The organism is Phyllobacterium sp. YR620 (assembly GCF_900104165.1).
GTDB classification, from domain to species: Bacteria; Pseudomonadota; Alphaproteobacteria; order Rhizobiales; family Rhizobiaceae; genus Phyllobacterium; species Phyllobacterium pellucidum.
Map to the genome: position 1 here is coordinate 358,665 of NZ_FNJP01000001.1, position 21,100 is coordinate 379,764.

At 58.6% G+C, this 21,100-nt stretch carries 22 protein-coding genes; 14 read left to right on the forward strand and 8 right to left on the reverse strand.

What is annotated here, in order from left to right:
- Nucleotides 1–43: 43 nt before the first annotated feature.
- Entirely contained in the window at nt 44–418 is a 375-nt protein-coding gene (locus BLR72_RS01695; protein WP_091944456.1) for a hypothetical protein, read from the forward strand.
- Between the two features lie 25 nt (nt 419–443).
- On the opposite strand, the gene kynA is transcribed toward BLR72_RS01695, so the two are convergent.
- Genes kynA through BLR72_RS01710 form a run of 3 tightly spaced genes read right to left on the reverse strand, consistent with a single transcriptional unit; the run spans nt 444 to nt 3,285 of the window.
- Nucleotides 444–1,283: a tryptophan 2,3-dioxygenase gene (gene kynA, locus BLR72_RS01700; RefSeq protein ID WP_091944459.1), complete on the reverse strand. Its 840-nt coding sequence runs from the start codon at nt 1,281–1,283 to the stop codon at nt 444–446.
- On the reverse strand, nt 1,280–2,527 hold the full coding sequence (gene kynU, locus BLR72_RS01705; protein ID WP_091944462.1) for a kynureninase: 1,248 nt from the start codon (nt 2,525–2,527) through the stop codon (nt 1,280–1,282). The genes kynA and kynU overlap by 4 nt, the downstream gene beginning before the upstream one ends.
- A gap of 14 nt (nt 2,528–2,541) precedes the next feature.
- A complete protein-coding gene (locus tag BLR72_RS01710; protein WP_175492256.1) occupies nt 2,542–3,285 on the reverse strand; it encodes a GntR family transcriptional regulator in 744 nt (247 codons plus the stop codon).
- Between the two features lie 106 nt (nt 3,286–3,391).
- On the opposite strand from BLR72_RS01710, the gene BLR72_RS01715 reads away from it, so the two are divergent.
- The 4 genes from BLR72_RS01715 to BLR72_RS01730 all read left to right on the forward strand — a co-directional run bounded on the left by BLR72_RS01715 (nt 3,392) and on the right by BLR72_RS01730 (nt 7,032).
- A complete protein-coding gene (locus BLR72_RS01715; protein WP_091944468.1) occupies nt 3,392–4,366 on the forward strand; it encodes an ABC transporter substrate-binding protein in 975 nt (324 codons plus the stop codon).
- Nucleotides 4,367–4,463: 97 nt separating this feature from the next.
- Nucleotides 4,464–5,258, forward strand: coding sequence for an ABC transporter ATP-binding protein (locus BLR72_RS01720; RefSeq protein WP_228020643.1), 795 nt, complete (start codon nt 4,464–4,466; stop codon nt 5,256–5,258).
- 3 nt (nt 5,259–5,261) lie between these two features.
- Nucleotides 5,262–6,173 carry an ABC transporter permease gene (locus BLR72_RS01725; protein ID WP_091944471.1) on the forward strand — a complete coding sequence of 304 codons (912 nt, stop codon included), beginning with the start codon at nt 5,262–5,264 and terminating at the stop codon, nt 6,171–6,173.
- A gap of 25 nt (nt 6,174–6,198) precedes the next feature.
- The gene (locus BLR72_RS01730) at nt 6,199–7,032 is read left to right on the forward strand and encodes an alpha/beta hydrolase (RefSeq protein ID WP_091944473.1); all 834 of its coding nucleotides are present in this window, start codon (nt 6,199–6,201) and stop codon (nt 7,030–7,032) included.
- Nucleotides 7,033–7,105: 73 nt separating this feature from the next.
- Here BLR72_RS01730 and BLR72_RS01735 read toward each other — a convergent pair whose 3' ends face one another.
- The gene (locus tag BLR72_RS01735; protein WP_091944476.1) at nt 7,106–7,366 is read right to left on the reverse strand and encodes a helix-turn-helix domain-containing protein; all 261 of its coding nucleotides are present in this window, start codon (nt 7,364–7,366) and stop codon (nt 7,106–7,108) included.
- A 779-nt stretch (nt 7,367–8,145) separates the two neighbouring features.
- Between BLR72_RS01735 and BLR72_RS01740 the strand changes: the two genes are divergently transcribed.
- The 4 genes from BLR72_RS01740 (at nt 8,146) to BLR72_RS01755 (ending at nt 12,526) form a co-directional block, all read left to right on the forward strand.
- A complete protein-coding gene (locus BLR72_RS01740; protein ID WP_027233001.1) occupies nt 8,146–9,102 on the forward strand; it encodes a sugar-binding protein in 957 nt (318 codons plus the stop codon).
- 79 nt (nt 9,103–9,181) lie between these two features.
- Nucleotides 9,182–10,750: a sugar ABC transporter ATP-binding protein gene (locus BLR72_RS01745; RefSeq protein WP_175492257.1), complete on the forward strand. Its 1,569-nt coding sequence runs from the start codon at nt 9,182–9,184 to the stop codon at nt 10,748–10,750.
- Nucleotides 10,747–11,745, forward strand: coding sequence for an ABC transporter permease (locus tag BLR72_RS01750; protein ID WP_027233003.1), 999 nt, complete (start codon nt 10,747–10,749; stop codon nt 11,743–11,745). The genes BLR72_RS01745 and BLR72_RS01750 overlap by 4 nt, the downstream gene beginning before the upstream one ends.
- A 16-nt stretch (nt 11,746–11,761) precedes the next feature.
- A complete protein-coding gene (locus BLR72_RS01755; protein ID WP_091944479.1) occupies nt 11,762–12,526 on the forward strand; it encodes an SDR family oxidoreductase in 765 nt (254 codons plus the stop codon).
- Between the two features lie 31 nt (nt 12,527–12,557).
- On the opposite strand, the gene BLR72_RS01760 is transcribed toward BLR72_RS01755, so the two are convergent.
- The gene (locus tag BLR72_RS01760) at nt 12,558–13,199 is read right to left on the reverse strand and encodes a 3-oxoacid CoA-transferase subunit B (RefSeq protein WP_091944482.1); all 642 of its coding nucleotides are present in this window, start codon (nt 13,197–13,199) and stop codon (nt 12,558–12,560) included.
- 1 nt (nt 13,200) lies between these two features.
- Nucleotides 13,201–13,923, reverse strand: coding sequence for a CoA transferase subunit A (locus tag BLR72_RS01765; RefSeq protein WP_091944485.1), 723 nt, complete (start codon nt 13,921–13,923; stop codon nt 13,201–13,203).
- A gap of 80 nt (nt 13,924–14,003) precedes the next feature.
- Between BLR72_RS01765 and BLR72_RS01770 the strand changes: the two genes are divergently transcribed.
- On the forward strand, nt 14,004–14,591 hold the full coding sequence (locus tag BLR72_RS01770) for a helix-turn-helix transcriptional regulator (protein ID WP_113282182.1): 588 nt from the start codon (nt 14,004–14,006) through the stop codon (nt 14,589–14,591).
- On the opposite strand, the gene BLR72_RS01775 is transcribed toward BLR72_RS01770, so the two are convergent.
- Entirely contained in the window at nt 14,588–15,136 is a 549-nt protein-coding gene (locus BLR72_RS01775; protein WP_027233008.1) for a cupin domain-containing protein, read from the reverse strand. The two genes, BLR72_RS01770 and BLR72_RS01775, sit on opposite strands and share 4 nt — an antisense overlap.
- A gap of 136 nt (nt 15,137–15,272) precedes the next feature.
- Here BLR72_RS01775 and BLR72_RS01780 point away from each other — a divergent pair, with 136 nt between their 5' ends.
- Nucleotides 15,273–16,604: an omega-aminotransferase AptA gene (locus BLR72_RS01780; RefSeq protein ID WP_091944488.1), complete on the forward strand. Its 1,332-nt coding sequence runs from the start codon at nt 15,273–15,275 to the stop codon at nt 16,602–16,604.
- 1 nt (nt 16,605) lies between these two features.
- On the opposite strand, the gene BLR72_RS01785 is transcribed toward BLR72_RS01780, so the two are convergent.
- Nucleotides 16,606–17,820, reverse strand: coding sequence for an ROK family transcriptional regulator (locus BLR72_RS01785; protein ID WP_091944491.1), 1,215 nt, complete (start codon nt 17,818–17,820; stop codon nt 16,606–16,608).
- A 218-nt stretch (nt 17,821–18,038) separates the two neighbouring features.
- On the opposite strand from BLR72_RS01785, the gene BLR72_RS01790 reads away from it, so the two are divergent.
- The 3 genes from BLR72_RS01790 to BLR72_RS01800 all read left to right on the forward strand — a co-directional run bounded on the left by BLR72_RS01790 (nt 18,039) and on the right by BLR72_RS01800 (nt 21,093).
- Nucleotides 18,039–19,277 carry an extracellular solute-binding protein gene (locus BLR72_RS01790; protein WP_091925237.1) on the forward strand — a complete coding sequence of 413 codons (1,239 nt, stop codon included), beginning with the start codon at nt 18,039–18,041 and terminating at the stop codon, nt 19,275–19,277.
- A gap of 89 nt (nt 19,278–19,366) precedes the next feature.
- Nucleotides 19,367–20,248 carry a carbohydrate ABC transporter permease gene (locus tag BLR72_RS01795; RefSeq protein WP_091925234.1) on the forward strand — a complete coding sequence of 294 codons (882 nt, stop codon included), beginning with the start codon at nt 19,367–19,369 and terminating at the stop codon, nt 20,246–20,248.
- Nucleotides 20,248–21,093, forward strand: coding sequence for a carbohydrate ABC transporter permease (locus tag BLR72_RS01800; protein WP_027233013.1), 846 nt, complete (start codon nt 20,248–20,250; stop codon nt 21,091–21,093). Before BLR72_RS01795 ends, BLR72_RS01800 begins: the two co-directional genes overlap by 1 nt.
- Nucleotides 21,094–21,100: the final 7 nt, after the last annotated feature.

Below are 21,100 nucleotides of genomic sequence, written 5' to 3' on the forward strand. Positions count from 1 at the left end.
TCGCAAACAATATTAAGAATTGGTTAACGCGGTTGAGTCTTTGATGCAGGAGCAGGTTTTGCCAGCATATCAAGTCAAGTTCGCTTATCTGACGAAGTATAAACAGACACGTCATCTTTATCATCAGCTTGTTATTGCCGATGATGAAGCGAGTGCGCTCAAGCGTGGCCGGCAAATGATGATGAGACGGTCACCAGATGCGCGCATCGTGCACGAATCCTGTGTTCTGCGTCCGGACAGCGCCGATGTTGAAAGCGCCGCTGCCCAAGGCTGGAAACTCAATGAAAACTGGTGGTCGCGGCCAATCCGGCCCGATGACGATCTTGCAGCAATTGCCAAGCATGGGTTTGCGCACAGCAACCAGGTCCATGCAAAATCGGCGATGGACTGCGTGATGATCGACAAGCGGGCAGCCTAGACAGCAATTCTGTCTCGACAATAGTCTAGAGCTCGGTCCGCACGTTCCAGAGTTCGGGGAACAGCACTACTTCGAGCATCTTGCGCAGATAGTTGACGCCGGATGTGCCGCCCGTGCCGGTCTTGAACCCGATGATGCGCTCGACCGTCGTCACATGGTTGAAGCGCCAGCGCCGGAAGTAATCCTCGAAATCGACAAGCTTTTCGGCAAGCTCGTAGAGAGACCAATGAGCTTCGGGATCGCGATAGATCTGGAGCCAGGCATTGCGGACGCTCTCATTGGGCTGGTAAGGCCGCGACCAGTCACGCTCCAGTACGGCGTGATCGATGGCAAAGCCCTTGCGCGCGAGGAGCCGCAGGGATTCGTCATAGATGCTGGGCTTGTGCAGGATGTCCTTGAGCCAGGCGTGAATGTCCGGCTTGTGCTCATGCGGGCGCACCATCGCCGCGTTCTTGTTGCCGGCAAGGAACTCGATCGCACGGTATTGGAACGACTGGAATCCAGACGACATGCCGAGGGCTTCGCGGAACGTCGTATATTCGCTCGGCGTCATGGTGCGCAGGACGTCCCATGCCGAATTGAGCTGATCGAGAATGCGCGAAACCCGCGCAAGCATCTTGAAGGACGGCGCGAGATCATCGCTTGCAATGTGCTGGCAAACCGATGTCAGTTCGTGAATGACGAGGCGCATCCAGATCTCCGATGCCTGGTGCTGCACGATGAACAGCATTTCGTCATGGGCGTCGGACAGCGGCGTTTGCGCCGAAAGAATCCTGTCGAGGCGCAGATAATCGCCGTAGGACATACGCCCATCGAACATCATCTGCGCGCCTTCCTGTTCCGGATCGTAAGGCGTACGGGTCATGTCACGGCGCCCCGGACGTGGAATTCCGGCGCATCCCAGGCGCGCGTTTCGAGAATCTCCTTGAGGATTGCTGCCGCTTTTTCGACTTCGGCGAAACTCAGATAAAGCGGCGTGAATCCGAAGCGAATAATATCAGGCGCACGGAAATCGCCGATCACGCCGCGCGCAATCAGTGCCTGCATGATCGCATAACCGTTTTTGCAAGAATAGGAGACCTGGCTGCCGCGCAATTCCGGTTCGCGCGGCGTAACCAGCCGCAAACCAAGACGCTCGGCGAAGCTGTCGATCTCCTGGATAAACAGGTCGCAAAGCGCTATCGACTTGGCGCGGAGCGCCGCCATGTCGACGTCATCCCAGATGGCCATCGCTTCATCCATGGCGACCATCGCAAGAACCGGGGGCGTGCCGCATAGATACTGCTCGATCTTGTTGGAAGGTGTATAGGCGGAGTCGAAATCGAACGGCGCACGGTGACCGAACCAACCGGAAAGCGGCTGGCGGAAGCCGCCGTGATGCCGAGGATTGACGTAGAGGAAGGCAGGAGCGCCCGGACCGCCGTTGAGGTATTTATAGCCACAGCCAATGGCGAAATCCGCCTCGGCTCCGCTTAGATCGACCGGCATTGCGCCTGCCGAATGTGCCAGATCCCAGATGACGAGAATGCCCTTGTCATGGGCGGCGCGCGTCAGTGCCGCCATGTCGTGGCGATAGCCGGTGCGGTAATTGACATGCGTCAGCATGAGCACCGCGACGTCTTCATCGAGCAATCCTGGGATATGCTCGGGCGAATCCGACAGAACCAGCCGGTGATCCTTGCCGATCTGCTTGGCGACGCCCTCCGCGATATAGAGGTCTGTGGGGAAGTTTTCGCGCTCGGAGACGATCTTGTTGCGGCCGGGGTTCAAGTCGAGGGCGGCTGAAAGCACCTTGAACAGATTGATCGATGTGCTGTCAGCGGCGACGACGGCCCCCTCCTCCGCACCGATGATGCGGGCTATGCGGGCGCCAACACGTTGTGGCAGGTGCACCCAGTCGGCAGTATTCCAGCTGCGGATGAGATCGACGCCCCACTCCTTGTCGATTGTGTTCAACACACGCTGGCGGACGGATTTGGGCAAAGCGCCGAGCGAATTGCCGTCAAGGTAGATCACGCCTTCCGGCAAATGGAAGTGTTCGCGAAAACCACGGAGCGGATCGGAACGATCTGCCGCGGCGGCGTCAATTCTTTGAGTTGTATTATCCATGGTGTCCCTGTTCGTCAGGCGGCTGCATCAATGCCGGAAATGCCGCTGGCCTTGGCAAGTTTCAAAAAGGCATCCTTGGCGAGACGCACATGGTCGAGCATCAAGGCCTCGGCCTTCGATCTGTCCCGATCGAGCGCCGCTTGCATGAGCGCCGTGTGCGCATCGATGCCAAGCGCTTCGCGCGAGAGAACGCCCAGCGCGCCGTTGCCATTCTGCGCTGCGGAGCGATTGAGGTGGTCGATGCGCAAGATGATGTGTCTGCGGTAGCGTTGCAGCTGGGCATTGACCTGTCGTGCGAAATTCATCAGCCAGAGTGAGGCGGCGCCGTCGATCAAGGCGAAGTGGAACTCCGTATGTGCGGCGTCCCAAAGATCGATTGCTTCCGATTGGGAAAATGAGTTGGGAACCTCGCATTTCGACAGACGGTAATGGGCGCTGACGAGGCGCGCTTCCCAGTCGCGATCGCCCTTGTCGATCGATCGCAGCAGCAGCTGGGTTTCGATCGCAGCGCGGGCCGATTCCAGATCTTCAAGTTCCTCGAGCGTTACAGTTGCAACACGGAAGCCCTTGTTGGCTTCGGTCGTCACGAAGTTTTCGGCGTGCAGGCGATTGAGCGCTTCTCGAACAGGTGTTGCGCTGCCGCCCAATTCCTCGGCAAGCGCGCGTAGCCGCAACGACTGGCCCGGACGCAATCTTCCATTGAGAATGCGCGATCGCAGCGCCGCGTAAAGGCTGTCCGATTTGACGCTCTCGGCCATCGTTCCCTCTGTGGGTTTGCCCCATTTTGTATTGTATATCATTTCACGCTTGTTATACTATTTTCAAGCCTCAGGGGTTGGAACACACAAAAAAGGGAGACATTCGATGATTGGCGCAAAATATGCGGTGCGCACTGCGCTCGCCGCAGCACTCGGCCTTAGCCTGCACATAGGCGTGGCCTCAGCCGAAACGAAAATCGGCATTGCCCAGTTCGGCAAGCATCCGCAGCTCGACGAAACCGTGACCTCGTTCAAGGCGGAATTGGCGAAACTCGGCGTTGCCGATGCTGTCTATGATGAGTTGCAGGTCAATTTCGATGCGACCCTCATCCCGCAAATGGTCACGAAGCTCGTTTCGGGAAGCCCGAAGCTCATCCTCGCCGTCACCACTCCGGTCGCACAGGGCGCGCGCCAGATCGTCGGCAATTCCGGCACGCCAGTCGTCTTCGCAGCGGTGACCGATCCGGTCGCAGCAAAGCTGACGCCATCCTGGCAAGCTGGCGACACCGGCATGACTGGCGCGTCGGATTTGCAGGACGTCAGCTCAGTGGTCAAGTTCATCCGCAAGCTGCTGCCCGATGCCAAGCGCCTCGCCTATCTCTACAATCCGGGCGAAGACAACGACGTTGCCGTGCTCAAGCTGATCAAGGAAGCCGCTAAGGCCGAAGGCATGGAGCTAGTCGAAGTCGGCCTCGACAACACCAACGATATTCCGATCCGCGTCAGCTCGCTCGCCGGCAAGGCGGACGTCATCTACGTTCCGGGCTCGAACCTGGTTCAGCCAGCTGTGCCCGCCGTTGCCGCAGCCGCCCTCTCGGTCAACATTCCGATCGTCAACGCATCGGCACAGGCGGTACGTGACGGTCTCGTTGCTGCAGCTTTCGAGGTCTCGTACACCAAGGTCGGGCAGAATGCGGCAAAGCTTGCAGCGGAGATCATTGCCGGCAAGTCGCCAGCAAGTCTTGCTCCGATCAAGCCGACTTATGAAGACCATACTGCTTTGATCAATGAGGCCGTGCTTGCCAAAACCGGACAAAAAGTGCCGGAAAGCCTCAAAGATTGCGAGTGCTTCGTCAAATAAGCCTTCTCCTTTCGCCTGCAAACCTATAGTTCCTGCGCCAACCATGACGCAGGAATTATTGCATGGGGCATACAGCTCGGAGTTCGAGGGCTCATCAATGACAAAGAACATGCTTTCCGTAACGGGCGGCACAAAGATTTTCTATCGCGGTACGCAGGACGAGCGCCGGGCGCTCGACGGACTCAATGTCAACCTTGCACCGGCGGACTTTTGCATCGTCATCGGCAGCAACGGCGCCGGCAAGTCGAGCTTCCTCAACGCGGTCTCCGGCAAGCTGCCGCTCGACTCCGGACGTATCTCCATTGACGGGCAGGACGTTACGCGCCTCAACGCGCATCGCCGGGCCCAGTTTATTGCCCGCGTCTTCCAGGATCCGATGATCGGTACCGCGCCAACGATGACCATTGGCGAGAACATGCTCCTGGCCGAACTGCGCGGCAAACGGCGGGGCTTTTCCTTCGGACTAACGTCAGCGCGGCGTGCCAGATACAGCGAGCAACTCGCCGAACTCAACCTTGGGCTCGAAAAGCGTCTGGACATGCCGGTTGGGCTCCTTTCCGGAGGTCAACGCCAGTCGCTCTCGCTGGTCATGGCGGTCTCTACCCAGCCAAAACTGCTGCTTCTCGACGAGCATACGGCAGCGCTCGATCCGCGCACGGCAAAGCTCGTGATGGACACGACCGTGCGCGCGGTGGAAGAGCTCAAGCTCACGACGCTGATGGTCACCCACAACATGGAACACGCGATCAACTACGGCAACCGGATCGTCATGATGGACGCCGGCAAGGTGCTGGTAGAAATCGGCCCCGAGGAGAAGCGCGGCATCACGGTCTCTGACCTCATCGACCGGTTCCACACCAAATCCGACGCTATCGCGCTGCAGGGAAATTGAGCCATGGACGTTTTCACCAGCTTCTACGGACTTATCCCGGTCACGATTGCCCAGAGCCTCATCGTTGCCTTCGTCGTTCTCGGCGTCATGCTGCCCTTCCGAATATTGAACTTTCCGGATTTGACCTCCGAAGGTGCTTTTCCGCTCGGTGGCTGTGTCTGCGGCACGCTGATCGCAGGGGGCGTCAACCCGTTCCTGGCCTGCTTCGTTGCCCTGATCTGCGGTTTCATCGCCGGATGCAGCACGGCGTTCATTCATCTGCGCTTCAAGATCAATACGCTGCTCGCCGGTATCCTGGTGATGACGATGCTTTACAGCATCAACCTGCGCATCATGGGGCGCACCAATATACCGCTGTTCACCTACGACACCGTGTTCACGCTGCTTGCTGGCGCCTCGGCAAATCTGCCCTGGGTCAAGATCCTGATCGTTGGCATTCTGATCCTGCTCGTCGTTGCGGCAATGCTCTATTTCTTCATGTCGGAGAAAGGAACATCGATGCGCGCGGTGGGGGCGAGCCCGGACATGGCCGAAGCGCAGGGTATCAATGTCGGCACCGCGACGATCATCGGCGTCGGCGCCGCGAGTGCGCTCTCGGCAACCGGCGGGAGCATCATGGTGCAGACGCAAGGTTTTGCCGATGTGAACATGGGCTTCGGCATTCTGATCAATGGCCTTGCTGCCCTGATCATCGGCGAGGCTATTACCGGACGGCAGACTATCCTGCGCCAGGTCCTCGCGCCGGTCGTCGGCTCGCTGGTCTACTATCAGCTCATTTCATTCTGCCTTACGCTCGGCCTCGCTCCCGCGGATCTGAAATTTGCGACGGGCGCCTTTGTCCTGTTGATGCTAGCCCTGCCGAACTTGCGCAAGTCCGGCGGCGGGTTTGCCGTTCGCGAGAAGGTCAGGGAATAGCGTTAAAGCGCCGGGAGGAAACAGGATGGTCACGCAAGAACCAATCGACTGGGACGACGCCTATTCGAATTTTGCCTATATACCCGACGGCTTCGGATACCCGGCAAAGTGGCTGGAGCAGGCCACGAGCTTTCGCGAGGAAATGGACCGCAAGGGTCTGTTGAAACTCGACGTCAGCTACGGCGAACACGATCGCAATCGGCTCGATCTGTTCATGCCATCAGGCGACTTGCGCGGCCTCGCGGTCTTCATTCACGGCGGCTACTGGATGGAGGATTTCGACAAGTCCGCGTGGTCGCATTTGGCAAAGGGTGCGGTTTCGAACGGGTTTGCCGTCGCCATTCCCTCCTATGTGCTCTGTCCGGAGGTGCGCGTCAGCGACATTACGGTTCAAGTCGGCCTTGCCATTGCGCACGCTGCAAACGAGGTCGCAGGGCCGATCCACCTGACCGGTCATTCGGCTGGCGGTCATCTTGTCGCCCGGATGATGACTGCAACCTCGCCGCTGCCGCAGGCAGTGCGCCAACGCATCCGCAAGACGGTCCCGATATCGCCCTTGGTTGACCTGCGCCCGTTGATGAAAACGGAGATGAACGAAACTCTGCATCTTGATGCGGTCGAAGCACGGCTCGAGAGTCCTGCCCTCCTCGAACCACAGGAAGGGATTGACGTGACCGCATGGGTTGGCGCCCTGGAGCGCCCGGAATTCGTGCGGCAGAATGCGTTGCTGGCCAACGTGTGGTCGGGATTTGACTGCCGAGTGGAAGCAGTCGAAGAGCCCGGCAAGCATCACGCGAATATCATTGAGGGGCTGACGGACCCCGACCATCCGCTGACCCGTAATTTGCTTGGATTATAGCCAAACAAAAAGCTGCCAGAGTTGGGATATCACCCTGGCAGCTTTTTGAGTCCGATTTATTAATTTAAAGATTTCAGGCGCTTAGGCGCTTCGATTCTTCAATGATCATTGCATTGTTGGGAAGCCCCAATGCGTGGGCAATACGCTCCAGTTTCAGTGGGTCGTTGTTTTGACCGCTTTCGATCGTTTCAATTTCGAGGGAAGTCAGACCGCATGCTACGGCCAAATCCTCGACGGAATATCCGAATTGTTCGCGAAATGCCGTGACAATATTCGTACCTTTGGCTAGCGCCGTGGAAATTGTTTCTGGCAACGTATAGTCGCTGTTGTTCATCGCTTTGCTCCTAACGTGAAAGGTTTGGTTAACAAATCGGAAGGCCGAACTTATACGTCAATCCCGCTCGATCAAGCCTTTTGTGCAGGCTCACGGAAAACGTGAACACAACCTTAACGGGTACTTGCCTTATTCTGGCACCAGATTTTGCTAGACTGCTATGGCTGCCGATTGTCGGTTCGGTCAATTAGTGAAGAATATCAGTGGATTGTTACGCCACTGTGTCACTTTCAAACGCTCATATAGGAACGAGATCCAGGAAAATGAACCACCACGGAAGGAATTATTTCAGGGCCATATTCCTGGTGATTGTAACATTCGCTCCGCTGCTTTCGGGCTGCGCGCGCGTCTACTATGGGACTTTCCGTTATGATGCTGCCTGCGTCGAGCAGGATCCCCAGTACCCTGGCGCAAGCCCCGTCTGCGTCGTGAAGCGGACGAGGTAGCGAGCCCCCACTCGTCGACAGCTCCGCGATTTCTGGCTTTCCTGATCTTCGAAGGCTGGTCGCTAGAATCAGATGGACCCAATCTTCGTTCAACCTCTCATGGTCCCGTTCCGCCGCCGGCCACCCCGCAGCGGCCTCGTACGACGCAGGTGAAAGATTGATAATACTATATGATAATAGAGTTTACTAATAACAATTACCCAATTAAAGTCATGGTCGGAAAGCCGATTTTATCGGCTCCCCGTTGTGTCGTCGGCCTTGGAGGAAGGAGCGACGCGATGGTCAGATTGCCAACGGTCCGGGCGCAATACGGACTTTAATGGGAGGTTAGTTATGAGACTTGCATTAGCTGCTGGCTTAACCGCTGCTCTCGTCCTTGGGGCAGCCGGAGTGCCCATCGCCAACGCCGCGGATAAGCCCACCCTGGCCTTTGTCGTCAACGGCGCCTCCGACTTCTGGAAGGCCGCAGAAGCCGGTGTCAAGAAGGCGCAGGCCGAACTGCCGGACTACTCGCTCGAGCTTAAATATCCGGAGCAATCCTCCGTTGCCATCCAGCAGCGGTTGATGGACGATCTTGTTACCGCCGGCGTCAAGGGCATCATGGTTTCAGCCGTCGATCCCAAAACGTCGACTGACGGGCTGAACAAGATTGCCTCGCAGACCGCGCTCTTCACCACGGACAGCGATGCGCCGCAGACCAACCGCGTCGCCTATATCGGGTCGTCGAACGTGGATGCGGGCAAGCAGGCAGCCGAAATTGCCAAGAAAGCCATGCCAAATGGCGGCAAGTGCATTGGATTCGTCGGCCTGCTCGGGGCGGACAACGCCAAGGAGCGCATTCAGGGCATGAAGGATGGTCTTGCCGGTACCAAGATCGAGCTCGTCGATGTGCGCGGTGATGATATCGACCAAACGCGTGCCAAAAAGAACGTTGAGGATGCGCTTGTCGCGAGCCCTGACGTGACCTGCATGGTCGGGTTCTATTCGTACAATACGCCGCGAATCTACGAAGCGCTGCGCGATGCCGGTAAGCTTGGCCAGATCACGGTCGTCGGTTTCGACGATGATCCGATCACGCTGGGTGGCGTCAAGGAAGGGACTGTTGCCGCCACCGTCGTGCAACAGCCGTTCGAATGGGCCTACCGCGGCATGAAGCTGATGGCGGCTTATCTCGGTGGCGACAAGTCGGGTATCCCCGACAACAAGCTGATCATCATTCCAACCGTGATCATCGGCAAGGACGATGTCGACAAGTATGCGGCAAATCTGAAAGCAATGGCTGGAAATTGAACCAGACTATCAGGATAATCAGGAAGACGTCGCCCGGTGGCGGCGTCTTCGATGATCTCGAGTTCTGGTTTACGCAGCTATGTTGAATGTACCTGAAACATCATCGTGCGCCGGCGTCGAAGCGCCTTTCTTGAGCCTTGCTGGCGTGCGCAAGAGCTATCCCGGTGTCGTTGCCCTCGATAATTTTTCCATGGAGGTGGCTCCGGGGGAAGTGATCGGGCTCGTTGGCGAGAACGGCGCAGGCAAATCCACATTGATGAAGATACTCGGCGGCGTGGTGAAGCCCGATCGTGGAACGATCACGGTCGATGGCATCGAACACGACCAATTGACCGTCGAAGGCAGCATGAACGCCGGTATCGCTTTCGTTCACCAGGAACTGAACCTCTTCGACAATCTCGATGTCGCTGCAAATGTCTTTCTCGGCCGCGAACCGCTGCGCGCCGGACCTCTGAAACTCGTCGACCGCGCCAAACTGCGCGAAATGGTAGGTTCGCTTTTGAAGCGAGTCGGTGCGAATTTCAGCGCTGATACGCCGGTCTCGAAGCTCTCGCTCGCCCAGCAGCAGATGGTGGAAATTGCCAAGGCGCTCTCGATAAATTCGCGGCTCGTCATTCTCGATGAACCGACATCGAGCCTTCCCCTCCCCGAGACAGAGAAGCTTCTGGCGGTCATCAAGAGCCTCAAGGCGGATGGCATTAGCGTCATTTTCATCTCGCATCGCCTGCATGAAATAGAGCGCGTCGCCGATCGCGTGCTGGTCCTTAGAGACGGGATCCTTGCCGGGGTCTTGCCGAAAAGTGCGATTGATCATGACGAGATGGTTCGACTGATGATCGGCCGGGCGCTGAAGGCCCGGACAGCCGTTTCGATGCAGACACCGGGAGCGGTAGCACTCTCAGCGCAAGATATTCGCACGACGACCTATCCGCACCACCCGGTCAACCTCGAAATTCGTCGTGGAGAGATCCTCGGACTTGCTGGTCTTGTCGGTTCGGGCCGCACCGAGCTTGCCCGCGTCCTCTTCGGTATAGATGCCAGGCTCGGCGGCGAGGTCTATGCCGATGGCAAGAAACTTGCGCTGCACTCTGCTGCCGATGCGGTCGCTAACGGCATCTTTCTTGTTCCGGAGGACCGCAAGCTCGAGGGTATCCTCCTCGATTTTCCTATTGCGCAAAACATTTCGCTGCCTGACATGCCCGCGCATTCGAAGCGATATCTCGTCTCGGCCCGCAGCGAAAACAAGACGGCGGAGAAGCAACGATCAAGTCTCGGGATCAGAGCGCCTTCCGTCGCGACACGGACGGGCTCTTTGTCGGGCGGCAACCAGCAGAAGGTCGTACTGGCCAAATGGCTCGCCATGAATCCGAAAATCATCATCATGGATGAGCCGACCCGCGGCATCGACATCGGCGCGAAGGCTGAGATCTACAATCTCATGCGGGTTCTTGCCGAGGCAGGTGTCGCGGTGCTGATGATCTCGAGCGACATGGAAGAAGTGATCGGCGTTTCCGACCGCGTAGCGGTCATGCACGAGGGCCAGATCTCGGGCATTCTCGACAAGGACGACCTCAGCCAGGAAAACGTCATGCTGCTTGCGGTTGGAAAAAAGCCTAGACTAGCAAAGAAAGAGCCGGAGGGGCGATGAGCAAGAAAGATATCGGGCTGTTACTTCTCATTCTGGTCGTGGGCGCGGTCGTTGCTGCGATCAATCCCCGGTTTTTGCTCCCCATCAACCTCGCCAATACGTCCAACCTGATCGGCCTCTTCGGTATTCTTTCGATCGGCCAAGCCTTCGTCATCATAACCGGTGGTATCGAGCTCTCGGTCGGTTCGTCCATCGCTCTCCTCGGCGTGCTGTTCATAGACTTCATTGCGACGAGGGGCATGGATTGGCCCGTCGCGTTCATTCTCATCCTCATACTGGGCGGCCTTATCGGTCTGGCGCATGGCTGGCTGATCGCACGGCTGAAACTGCAGCCCTTCGTCGTCACCTTGTGCGGCCTTCTGATCTATCGCGGCGTTGCCCGCTTCTATACGGCTGACGGCACCGCCGGTTTTGCCTTCGGCCAGAATTTCCCGACGCTCGAATTCCTTACTGCCGGCCGCACCTACGGTGTGCCAAACAGCTTTATAGCGCTCATCGTCATCATGGCGATAATGTGGGTCGTCCTGCACCGCTCGGTCTTCGGCCGCTACCTCTACGCGATCGGCAAGAACGAGGAAGCGGCGCGCTTCTCCGGTATCCGTACCGGTCGGATCATCATGGCGGCCTATGTGATCTGCGGTGTCCTTACCGCGCTCGCTGCAATCTACTTCGCCATGTATACCCGCTCGATCTCGCCGGCCAGCCATGGCAATTTCTACGAGCTCTACGCCATTGCGGCAGCGGTGCTTGGTGGCTTCTCGCTGCGCGGCGGCGAAGGCTCCATCGTCGGCGTCATCCTCGGCACAATCCTTTTGCAGGAACTGCAGAACCTGGTGAACCTCCTCGGCATACCGTCTTCCCTCAACTTCTCGGTGATGGGCGGCGTTATTCTCATTGGCGTGCTGGTCGACCAGCAATGGGGCGCGTTCCGCACGCGGCGGCGTCTGGTAAGGGCTGCCCGCGCCGAGCCCAGTACCGAGGGCCAGAGGAGCTAGCCGGAAAGGACTGGACATGGACCTTTTCGATCTTCGAGGCGAGATCGCCATGGTGACTGGCGCCGGCAGCGGCATTGGCCAGGCCATAGCTATCGGATTTGCCGAAGCGGGTGCCGATATTGGCTGCTTTGGCCATTCTTCCGGCCGCGGGCTCGACGAGACGGCCGAGCGTATTCGCGCGACCGGGCGCAGGGTGATCACGATTGAAGGCTCGGTGACGTCAGCCGACGATATCGCAACCGCTGTGCAGCGAATCGAGAGTGAACTCGGCCCGCTGACGATTGCCGTCAACAATGCCGGCATCGGGGCGGGCGGCGCCGCCGAAACGCTGGCACGCGAAAACTGGCAGCATGTCTACGATGTCAACGTCACCGGTGTGTTCCTGTCCTGCCAGGCGGAGGCCCGCGTCATGCTGCCCCGAGGCAAGGGCTCCATCATCAATATTGCCTCGATGTCGGGCTCGATCGTCAATCGCGACCTCAAACAGGCAAACTACAACTCCTCCAAGGCAGCAGTCATCCACCTGTCGAAGAGCCTCGCAATGGAGTGGGTTGATCGGGGCGTGCGCGTCAACTCGATCAGCCCTGGATATACGCTAACGCCGATGAACCGGCGCCCGGAAGTTGCCGATCAGGTCAAGATCTTCGAACGGGATACGCCAATGGGCCGGCTTGCCGCACCCGAGGAAATGATCGGCCCCGCGGTGTTTCTTGCCAGCCGCGCCTCGTCCTTCGTGACGGGAATCGATCTCGTCGTCGATGGAGGCTTCGTCTGCTGGTGAGTGGCGCCGCCTCGCCGGCGGCGCTCAAGGCTCAGATGGCGACGTCGTATTTCGCCTGGGTTTTTGCCTTGATTTCGTCAAGCGTCACGCCGGGCGCAATTTCGATCAACGTCATCTTCGGCTCGCCGTGACGCTCGAAGGAAAAGACGCCGAGATCGGTGATGACGAGGTCGGTGACGCGCTGTCCGGTCAGCGGCAGGGTGCACTCTTCGAGAAGCTTGGCTTCTCCCTTGGCCTCATGCTCCATGACGACGACGACACGCTTGACGCCCGCAACGAGATCCATGGCGCCGCCCATGCCCTTGACCATCTTTCCAGGGACCATCCAGTTCGCGAGGTCGCCGCTGCGGGAAACCTGCATCGCGCCGAGAATGGAAAGGTCGATATGGCCGCCGCGTATCATACCGAAGCTGTCCGCACCGGAGAAATAGCTGGTCGTCGGCAGTTCGGTGATGGTCTGCTTGCCGGCGTTGATCAGGTCGGCATCTTCGTCTCCCTCATAGGGGAACGGGCCCATGCCGAGCATGCCGTTTTCGCTCTGCAACTGAACGCTCATGCCGGTGGGGATGTAATTTGCAACGAGGGTCGGAATACCGATGCCGAGATTGACGTAGAAGCCGTCCCGCAGTTCCTCGGCGGCGCGTTCGGCCATTTGATCGCGTGTCCAGGCCATCTTAGTTCACCTCACTTGCAGCAATGATACGCGGGCGGGTCGTTCGTTGTTCGATATGCTTGACCGGATTGGGCACATGCACGATGCGCTTCACGAAGATGCCAGGCGTATGCACCTGATCGGGGTCGATCTTGCCCGCATCGACAAGATGCTCGACCTCGGCGACGGTGACCTTTGCAGCCGTCGCCATAATCGGGTTGAAGTTGCGCGCCGTCTTCCGATAGACAAGGTTACCTTCCGTATCGCCCTTGAAAGCGTGAACGATGGAAAGATCGGCAAACAGGCCGCGTTCCATGACGTAGGATTCACCATCGAACTCGCGCACGTCCTTGCCCTCGGCAATGATCGTTCCGACACCGGTCTTGGTGAAGAAGGCCGGAATGCCCGCGCCACCGGCGCGAATACGTTCGGCAAGCGTGCCTTGCGGGTTGAACTCGAGTTCGAGTTCGCCCGATAGATATTGCTGGGCGAAGAGCTTGTTCTCGCCGACATAGGACGAGACCATCTTGCGAATCTGGCGCGTTTCCAGGAGGACGCCGAGGCCTATGCCATCAACGCCCGCATTGTTGGAAATCACCGTCAGATCCTTGACCCCTGAATCGCGGATCGCATAGATCAATGCTTCGGGGATGCCGCATAGGCCAAAGCCGCCGGCCATGATGGTCATGCCGTCGAACAGCAGGCCATCGAGCGCGCCGCTCACATCTAAATGAACTTTTTTCAAGGATAATCTCCCATTTCTCCATCCTCTGACAGCAACGGTATGGCTTGTCGAGGCGGTACAGGTAGTCGTATTAATACTGCATGACAGCAGCGGCATCTCTAAGTTCCGACATCGCAAATCCTGAAAGCGCCAAGCGCTTCTGGCTGGCCGACCTGCCGGTGCCGATGGTCTATGCGACGTACCGTATCATACGGGATTGCAATGTCGAATTCGCCAAGGAGTTCGGCTATGAGCGCGATGAACTGATCGACCAGAGTTTTTCCAAGCTCTATCCGAAGCTCAGGGATTTCGTGCGGACCGGCGAAATGTGGCAAACGAACTTCGCCGGCGGCAGGGTCTATTATGACGAGCGGCTCATGCGCCGGCGTGATGGCACAAGCTTCTGGTGCAAGGTAAGGGGGCGCAGCCGCAACCACGCAGACCCTTTCGCCGAGGCGCTATATTGCTTCGAGCCGATGAGTCGAACGGTTGCCGCCACGACCAGCCTTATATCGGATAGGCAAAAGCAGGTGCTTACCCTCGTCTCGCAGGGCAAGACCAACTCCCAGATCGCGCAGGAAATCGGTTTGTCGAAGCGGACCATCGAAGCACACCGAGCCCGGCTGATGCGCGCCCATGGCCTGCGCAACAGCGCCGAACTCATCGCCTGGTTTGCGGCCCTCCGCTAAAAAGTCGGCGGAGTGCAGGCGCTGACAACCTCGCAGGGGTTGGGGCCGACGCAGCGAAACCGATGCGGCCTGCGGCTTTCGAAATAGTAGGCGTCACCGGGTCCAAGTATCCGCCGCTCATCGTCGACCGTTACTTCAAGACGCCCGCTTATGACGATGCCGCCTTCCTCGCCTTCGTGAACCAGAGGTATCTTTCCCGTATCCCCTCCAGGCTCATAACGTTCCTTGAGGATCTGCAGCGTTCGCCCGAAGAGATTTTCGCCAATTTGCCGGTAGGAAATATTGCCCTTGCCGATTTCAACGAGGTCGCCCGCTTCGTAGAAGACTTTCTGCCGGCGGTCGGGCTCGAGCGCAAAGAATTCGGCGAGGCCGATCGGAATGCCGTCGAGTATGCGCTTCAATGCGCCAACCGAGGGATTGGTCTGGTTGGATTCGATGAGCGAGATGGTGGAATTGGTCACGCCTGCGCGCTTGGCCAGTTCCCGCTGCGAGAGTCCGTGCCTCTCGCGCAGGAAGCGCAGCCGGCCGCCGAGATCGATGCTCATTGCTGTTTCACCTGTTTGGTATCACGCAAATATCCCACGCGGTTGCAACAAAAACAATGGTTTGATTTTACCCAGAAAAGGACTTGTTGGGCAATTCAAAGCGTGGCCTTTTCGGCAAAGAAGAGGAGACCTCCCGATGTTAATGTCGAACACCCCATCGCTTGAAAATTTTTGGATGCCGTTTACGGCCAACCGCCAGTTCAAGGCGGCACCGCGGCTGCTCGCGGGCGCCAAGGGCATGTATTACACCGATGTGGATGGCGGGCAGGTGCTTGACGGTACCGCAGGTCTCTGGTGCGTCAATGCAGGTCATGGCCGCGAAAAGATTGCCGACTCGGTGTCGCGCCAGCTCATGACAATGGACTATGCTCCCCCGTTCCAGATGGGCCATCCCTACGTCTTCGATTTCGCTGAAAAGCTTGCGGCAATTGCGCCTGGCGGCAAGGCGGCAGGGCTTACGAAGGTGTTTTTCACCGGGTCTGGTTCTGAATCGGTCGACACCGCACTCAAGATTGCCATCGCCTATCAGCGTGCAATTGGCCAAGGCACGCGTACACGCGTCATCGGCCGTGAGCGCGGCTATCATGGCGTCGGCTTCGGCGGCATTTCCGTCGGCGGGCTCGTCAACAATCGCCGCGTTTTCCCGACCCTGCCCGGCGTCGATCACATGCGCCATACGCACGATCCGGTGCGCAATTCCTTCATCAAGAATGGTCTGCCTGAACATGGCGCTGATCTTGCCGACGATCTGGAACGCCTTGTGGCCCTCCATGGCGCCGAAACGATTGCCGCCGTCATTGTAGAGCCGGTTGCCGGTTCGACGGGCGTGCTCTTGCCGCCGAAGGGCTATCTCGAAAAGCTTCGGGCCATCAGCAAGAAGCATGGCATCCTGCTCATATTCGATGAAGTGATCACTGGCTTTGGTCGCCTCGGAACGCCTTTCGCGGTCGATTACTTTGGTGTGGTACCCGACCTCGTCACGACGGCTAAGGGTCTGACCAATGGCGTCGTTCCGATGGGCGCGGTCTTTGCCAGCGAAGCGGTTCATGATGCGCTGATGGTAGGACCGGAAAGCCAGATCGAACTTTTCCACGGCTACACCTATTCGGGACATCCTGTCGCCTGTGCCGCAGGTCTGGCGACGCTTGAAATCTACCGCGAGGAAGGCCTTCTCACCCGCGCCGCCGAACTTGCCGACCATTGGCAGGAGGCGATGCACAGTCTGAACGGCCTGCCGAATGTCATCGATATCCGCACCATCGGCCTCGTGGCCGGTATCGAACTCGCACCTCGCGCCGATGCGGCGGGCGCGCGCGGATATGATGTGTTCGTCGACTGCTTCAACAAAGGACTGCTCGTCCGCGTGACCGGCGACACGATCGCGCTGTCGCCGCCATTGATCGTCGAGAAAGAACAGATCGACACGATGGCTTCGATGCTTGGTGATGCCATCAAGCGCGCCGCATGAGCTAGGTGCTCTTCAAAATAGCCGAGAAGCGCGGATCAAAAGTCCGCGCTATCGGTTCGGCCGCCGCGCCAAGCGCCACCGACCATGGATCGGCCAATCCGGCCTGAAGCCGCGCCTCCGGGAAGCGGCTCGCCCGATCGGCAATAGAGGGCAGCAAAGGCCCAATCTCCTTGACGAGACGGTCGATGAGGCGACGCGGGGCGCCCCCGCAAAGGATGATCGTCTGCGGATCGAATATGGATTCGAGCGCCTGAATGGCTCGTCGAAGGCGCTGCGCCACGTCGGCAATCCATGCTTCGATTTGGGGACTGCCCTTTTGCAGGGCATCGCTCACCATTTCAAAAAGCTGCGGCTCCGATGGATCTATGCTCAGTAATTTGCATAGAGACGCCATCGATGCGTAATGCTCCAGCGGCTCGACATCATCCCCATCGCCAGGAATCAATGCGAGGATCATGCCGATCTCACCGGCATTCGCATGCGCACCTCCGTAAAGTTCGCCGTTCAGAATAAGGCCAGCGCCAAGCCCGTAACCGAAATAGATGCAGATCGCATGGTCGAGACCGTGCGCAGCGCCGAGCAATCGCTCGGCCGTTGCCGCCGCCGCCGCATCGTTCTGCAAGGCGACTTCAAGGCCGGTACCCTCGGCGATACGATCGATCAATGGAAAGTTCTGCCACGCGGTCATCATCCATGGGTCGTCATAGAGCGTATTGATCCCGAACGGTCCCGGCATGGCGACGCCGAGACCAACAAGGCGCTTGTCCGCGTCGCTCGTCCGGGCGGCAAGTTCCGCGCGCGCCCGTCTGACGAGATCGAGAATCACCAGCACGCCTTCCGCCGGTCCCCCCGGCGGCAGCTTTGCCTCGAACTTTACCAGTACTTCGCCGACTAAGTTAACGATCACCGTGCGCGTGACGTGGCGATCGATCTGCAAGCCGATTGCAAACGCGCCTTCCGGTACAAGCTGGTAGGGAGTGGCGGGCTGTCCCCTCCCCCGGCGCACGGTCGCCTGCGAGCGCACCAGACCGTCGGATGCAAGTTCCTCGATAATGTTGGAGACCGTCTGCGGCGTCAGGCCGGTAGCTCTCGCGAGATCGGCGCGCGAAAGGGCGCCGTTGACGCGCAGCGCATCGATCATGATGCGGCGATTATGCGCGCTTGCACCGCCGAGGTTCGTCCCGCTCTTGGCTCTGATCGGTCTCTTGTCGTTCATCCACAGTCCCCACTTGACTCCAGAAGAATATTGAACAACTAATAAGTCAAGACAATTGATTTAATAAAAGACCGCAAGAGTCTTCGGGGAATGAGCACTGGCCGGACGAAGTGAAGTCGCGGGCAGGTCCTGGTTAAAAAGCTCTCGGACTTAACGACCAACCGGCGTCTCTCGCTCGAGTGGCTCCGCAACTGACCAAGGCCAAATAGGAGGTAATAATGTTGAAATCCGTGCAGACCGCGCTTCTCGGCGCGACACTCCTTGGAGCGGCGCTCTTCTCGCCAGCCCATGCGGAGACGAAGATCAATGCGCTGTTCATGGCGCAGGCTGCCTATAGCGAGGCAGACGTTCGTGCCATGACTGAGGCCTTCACCAAGGCAAATCCGGATATCTCGGTCAATCTCGAATTCGTTCCCTATGAGGGATTGCACGACAAGACCGTGCTCGCCCAGGGATCGGGCGGCGGCTACGACGTCGTTCTGTTCGATGTGATCTGGCCGGCCGAATATGCAACCAATAAAGTCCTGACGGATGTAACGGACAAGATCACGCCGGAAATGAAGTCGGGTGTATTGCCGGGCGCTTGGACCACCGTCGAATATGACGGCAAACGTTATGGCATGCCATGGATTCTCGACACCAAGTATCTCTTCTACAATAAGGAAATTCTGGAAAAGGCAGGCATCAAGGCGCCGCCGACGACATGGGCGGAGCTTGCCGAACAGGCCAAGACGATCAAGGACAAGGGCATACTTGCCACCCCGATCGCCTGGAGCTGGTCGCAGGCGGAAGCTGCCATCTGTGATTATACGACGCTCGTCAGCGCCTATGGCGGCAGCTTCCTCAAGGACGGCAAACCCGCCTTCCAGACCGGCGGCGGTCTCGACGCGCTGAAATATATGGTCGATAGCTATACGTCCGGCGTCACCAACCCGAACTCAAAGGAATTTCTGGAAGAAGATGTGCGCCGCCTGTTCCAGAATGGTGATGTAGCGTTCGCCCTTAACTGGACCTACATGTACAACATGGCCAACGATCCGAAGGACAGCAAGGTCGCCGGCAAGGTCGGCGTGGTGCCTGCCCCGGGTGTCGAAGGCAAGAGCAAGGTTTCGGCGGTCAACGGTTCGATGGGCCTGGGCATCACCTCGACCAGCAAGCATGCGGACGAAGCTTGGAAATACATCACCTTCATGACCTCGCAGGCTACGCAGAACCAATATGCAAAGCTCAGCCTGCCGATCTGGGCATCCTCCTATGACGATCCGGCCGTGGCAAAGGGTCAGGAAGAACTGATCGCCGCCGCAAAGGTCGGGCTCGCTGCCATGTACCCGCGTCCGACGACACCGAAGTATCAGGAGCTGTCGACAGCACTGCAGCAGGCGATCCAGGAATCGCTGCTCGGCCAGGCAAAGCCGGATGCAGCGCTCGAAACAGCCGTCCAGAACAGCGGTCTTTGATTTTTCAGCGCGGGCGGCTGCAGACATTGCTCCGCCCGCGCCTTCACAATGATTCAATATTGTCGGATCGCATGCACAGGCGGATTTTCATGACGAACAACTGGATCACGACCCGCGCATGGTTCCTGATGTTGCCGCTCCTGATCGTGATGGTTGCGATTATCGGCTGGCCGCTGTTCGACACGGTGCGACTTTCCTTTACGGACGCCAAGCTCGTCGGCACCGCAGGCAATTTCGTTGGTTTCGAAAACTACGTCCGCATCCTTTCCGGGCCCAATTTTCAGCGAACGCTGATCACCACATTCTGGTTCGCTGTTCTTTCTGTCTCGGCGGAGATGGTCATAGGCGTGCTTGCGGCGTTGCTGCTCAATCAGCAGTTCTACGGGCGCTCTGTCCTGCGCGCCCTGATGATATTGCCCTGGGCCTTGCCGACAGTGGTCAATGCCACACTTTGGCGTCTGATCTACAATCCCGAATATGGCGCACTCAATGCGGCCCTCACCCAGATGGGGATCATAGGGGCCTATCAATCATGGCTGGGTGAACCCGGCACTGCACTCGCCTCGCTCATCGTCGCCGACTGCTGGAAGAACTTTCCTCTGGTTGCGCTTATTGCCCTCGCCGCCCTCCAGGCCGTACCGCGTGATATTACGGCGGCGGCGATGGTGGATGGCGCTGGTGCATGGTCGCGCTTCCGCTTTGTCATCATGCCCTATCTCGCCGGTCCGTTGATGGTCGCGCTCGTCCTGCGCACGATCGAAGCGTTCAAGGTGTTCGATATTATCTGGGTCATGACGCGTGGGGGACCAGCCAACAGCACGCGCACGCTTTCAATCCTCGTCTACCAGGAAGCGTTTTCGTTCCAGCGGGCGGGATCCGGCGCTTCCCTCGCCTTGATCGTCACGTTGCTGGTGACGATCCTTGCCGTCGCCTATGCGGCCCTCATTCGCAAAAGCGCAGGTGTGTCCTGATGGAACGTAGAAGCCTTGCGGCAACCATTTTCGTACATCTCGCGGCCCTGCTTTTGCTGGCGGTGATCCTTGCGCCGGTGCTCTGGCTCTTCGTCATGAGCATTTCTTCAACGCCCGATCTCATCGCCAAGCCCCTTCATTGGTGGCCGGATACCGTGGACCTGTCCCGTTACGGCGTCTTGCTGTCTTCGGTCGCCAACAGCGCCGGACAGGCCTTTGTCGCCTCCCTCTTCAACAGTATCAAGGTCGCTGGAATGGCGACAATCGCCGCGCTGATCGTTGCGATCCCCTCGGCCTGGGCCGTTTCGCGAACGCCATCCGTCGGCTGGTCGCTCTACGCGGTCATCGCGACCTACATGCTGCCGCCCGTCGCGCTCGCCGTACCGCTCTACATGGCCCTTTCCTGGCTGGGTCTTCTCAACAACGTCTTCGGGCTCGCGCTGGTTTACCTCACGATCCTCGCTCCGTTCACGACGTGGCTCCTCAAGTCAGGTTTTGACTCCATACCCCGTGAGATCGAAAGCGCAGCGACCATGGATGGCGCGCGCCTCGACCAGATCCTGCGCATTATCACGCTGCCGCTGGCCGCGCCGGTCATGGCGACCGCAGCGCTCTTCGCTTTCCTGCTCGCCTGGGACGAATTCTTCTATGCCCTGCTCTTCACCTCCGATCAGCGTGCAAAGACGCTGACCGTCGCGATCGCCGACCTCGCCGGCGGACGCGTTTCCGATTACGGCCTTATCGCCACAGCGGGTGTCCTGGCCGCCCTCCCCCCGCTGCTGATTGGCCTTTTCATGCAACGCGCCCTGATCTCGGGGCTGACCAGTGGCGGCGTCAAAGGATGACCAAGAC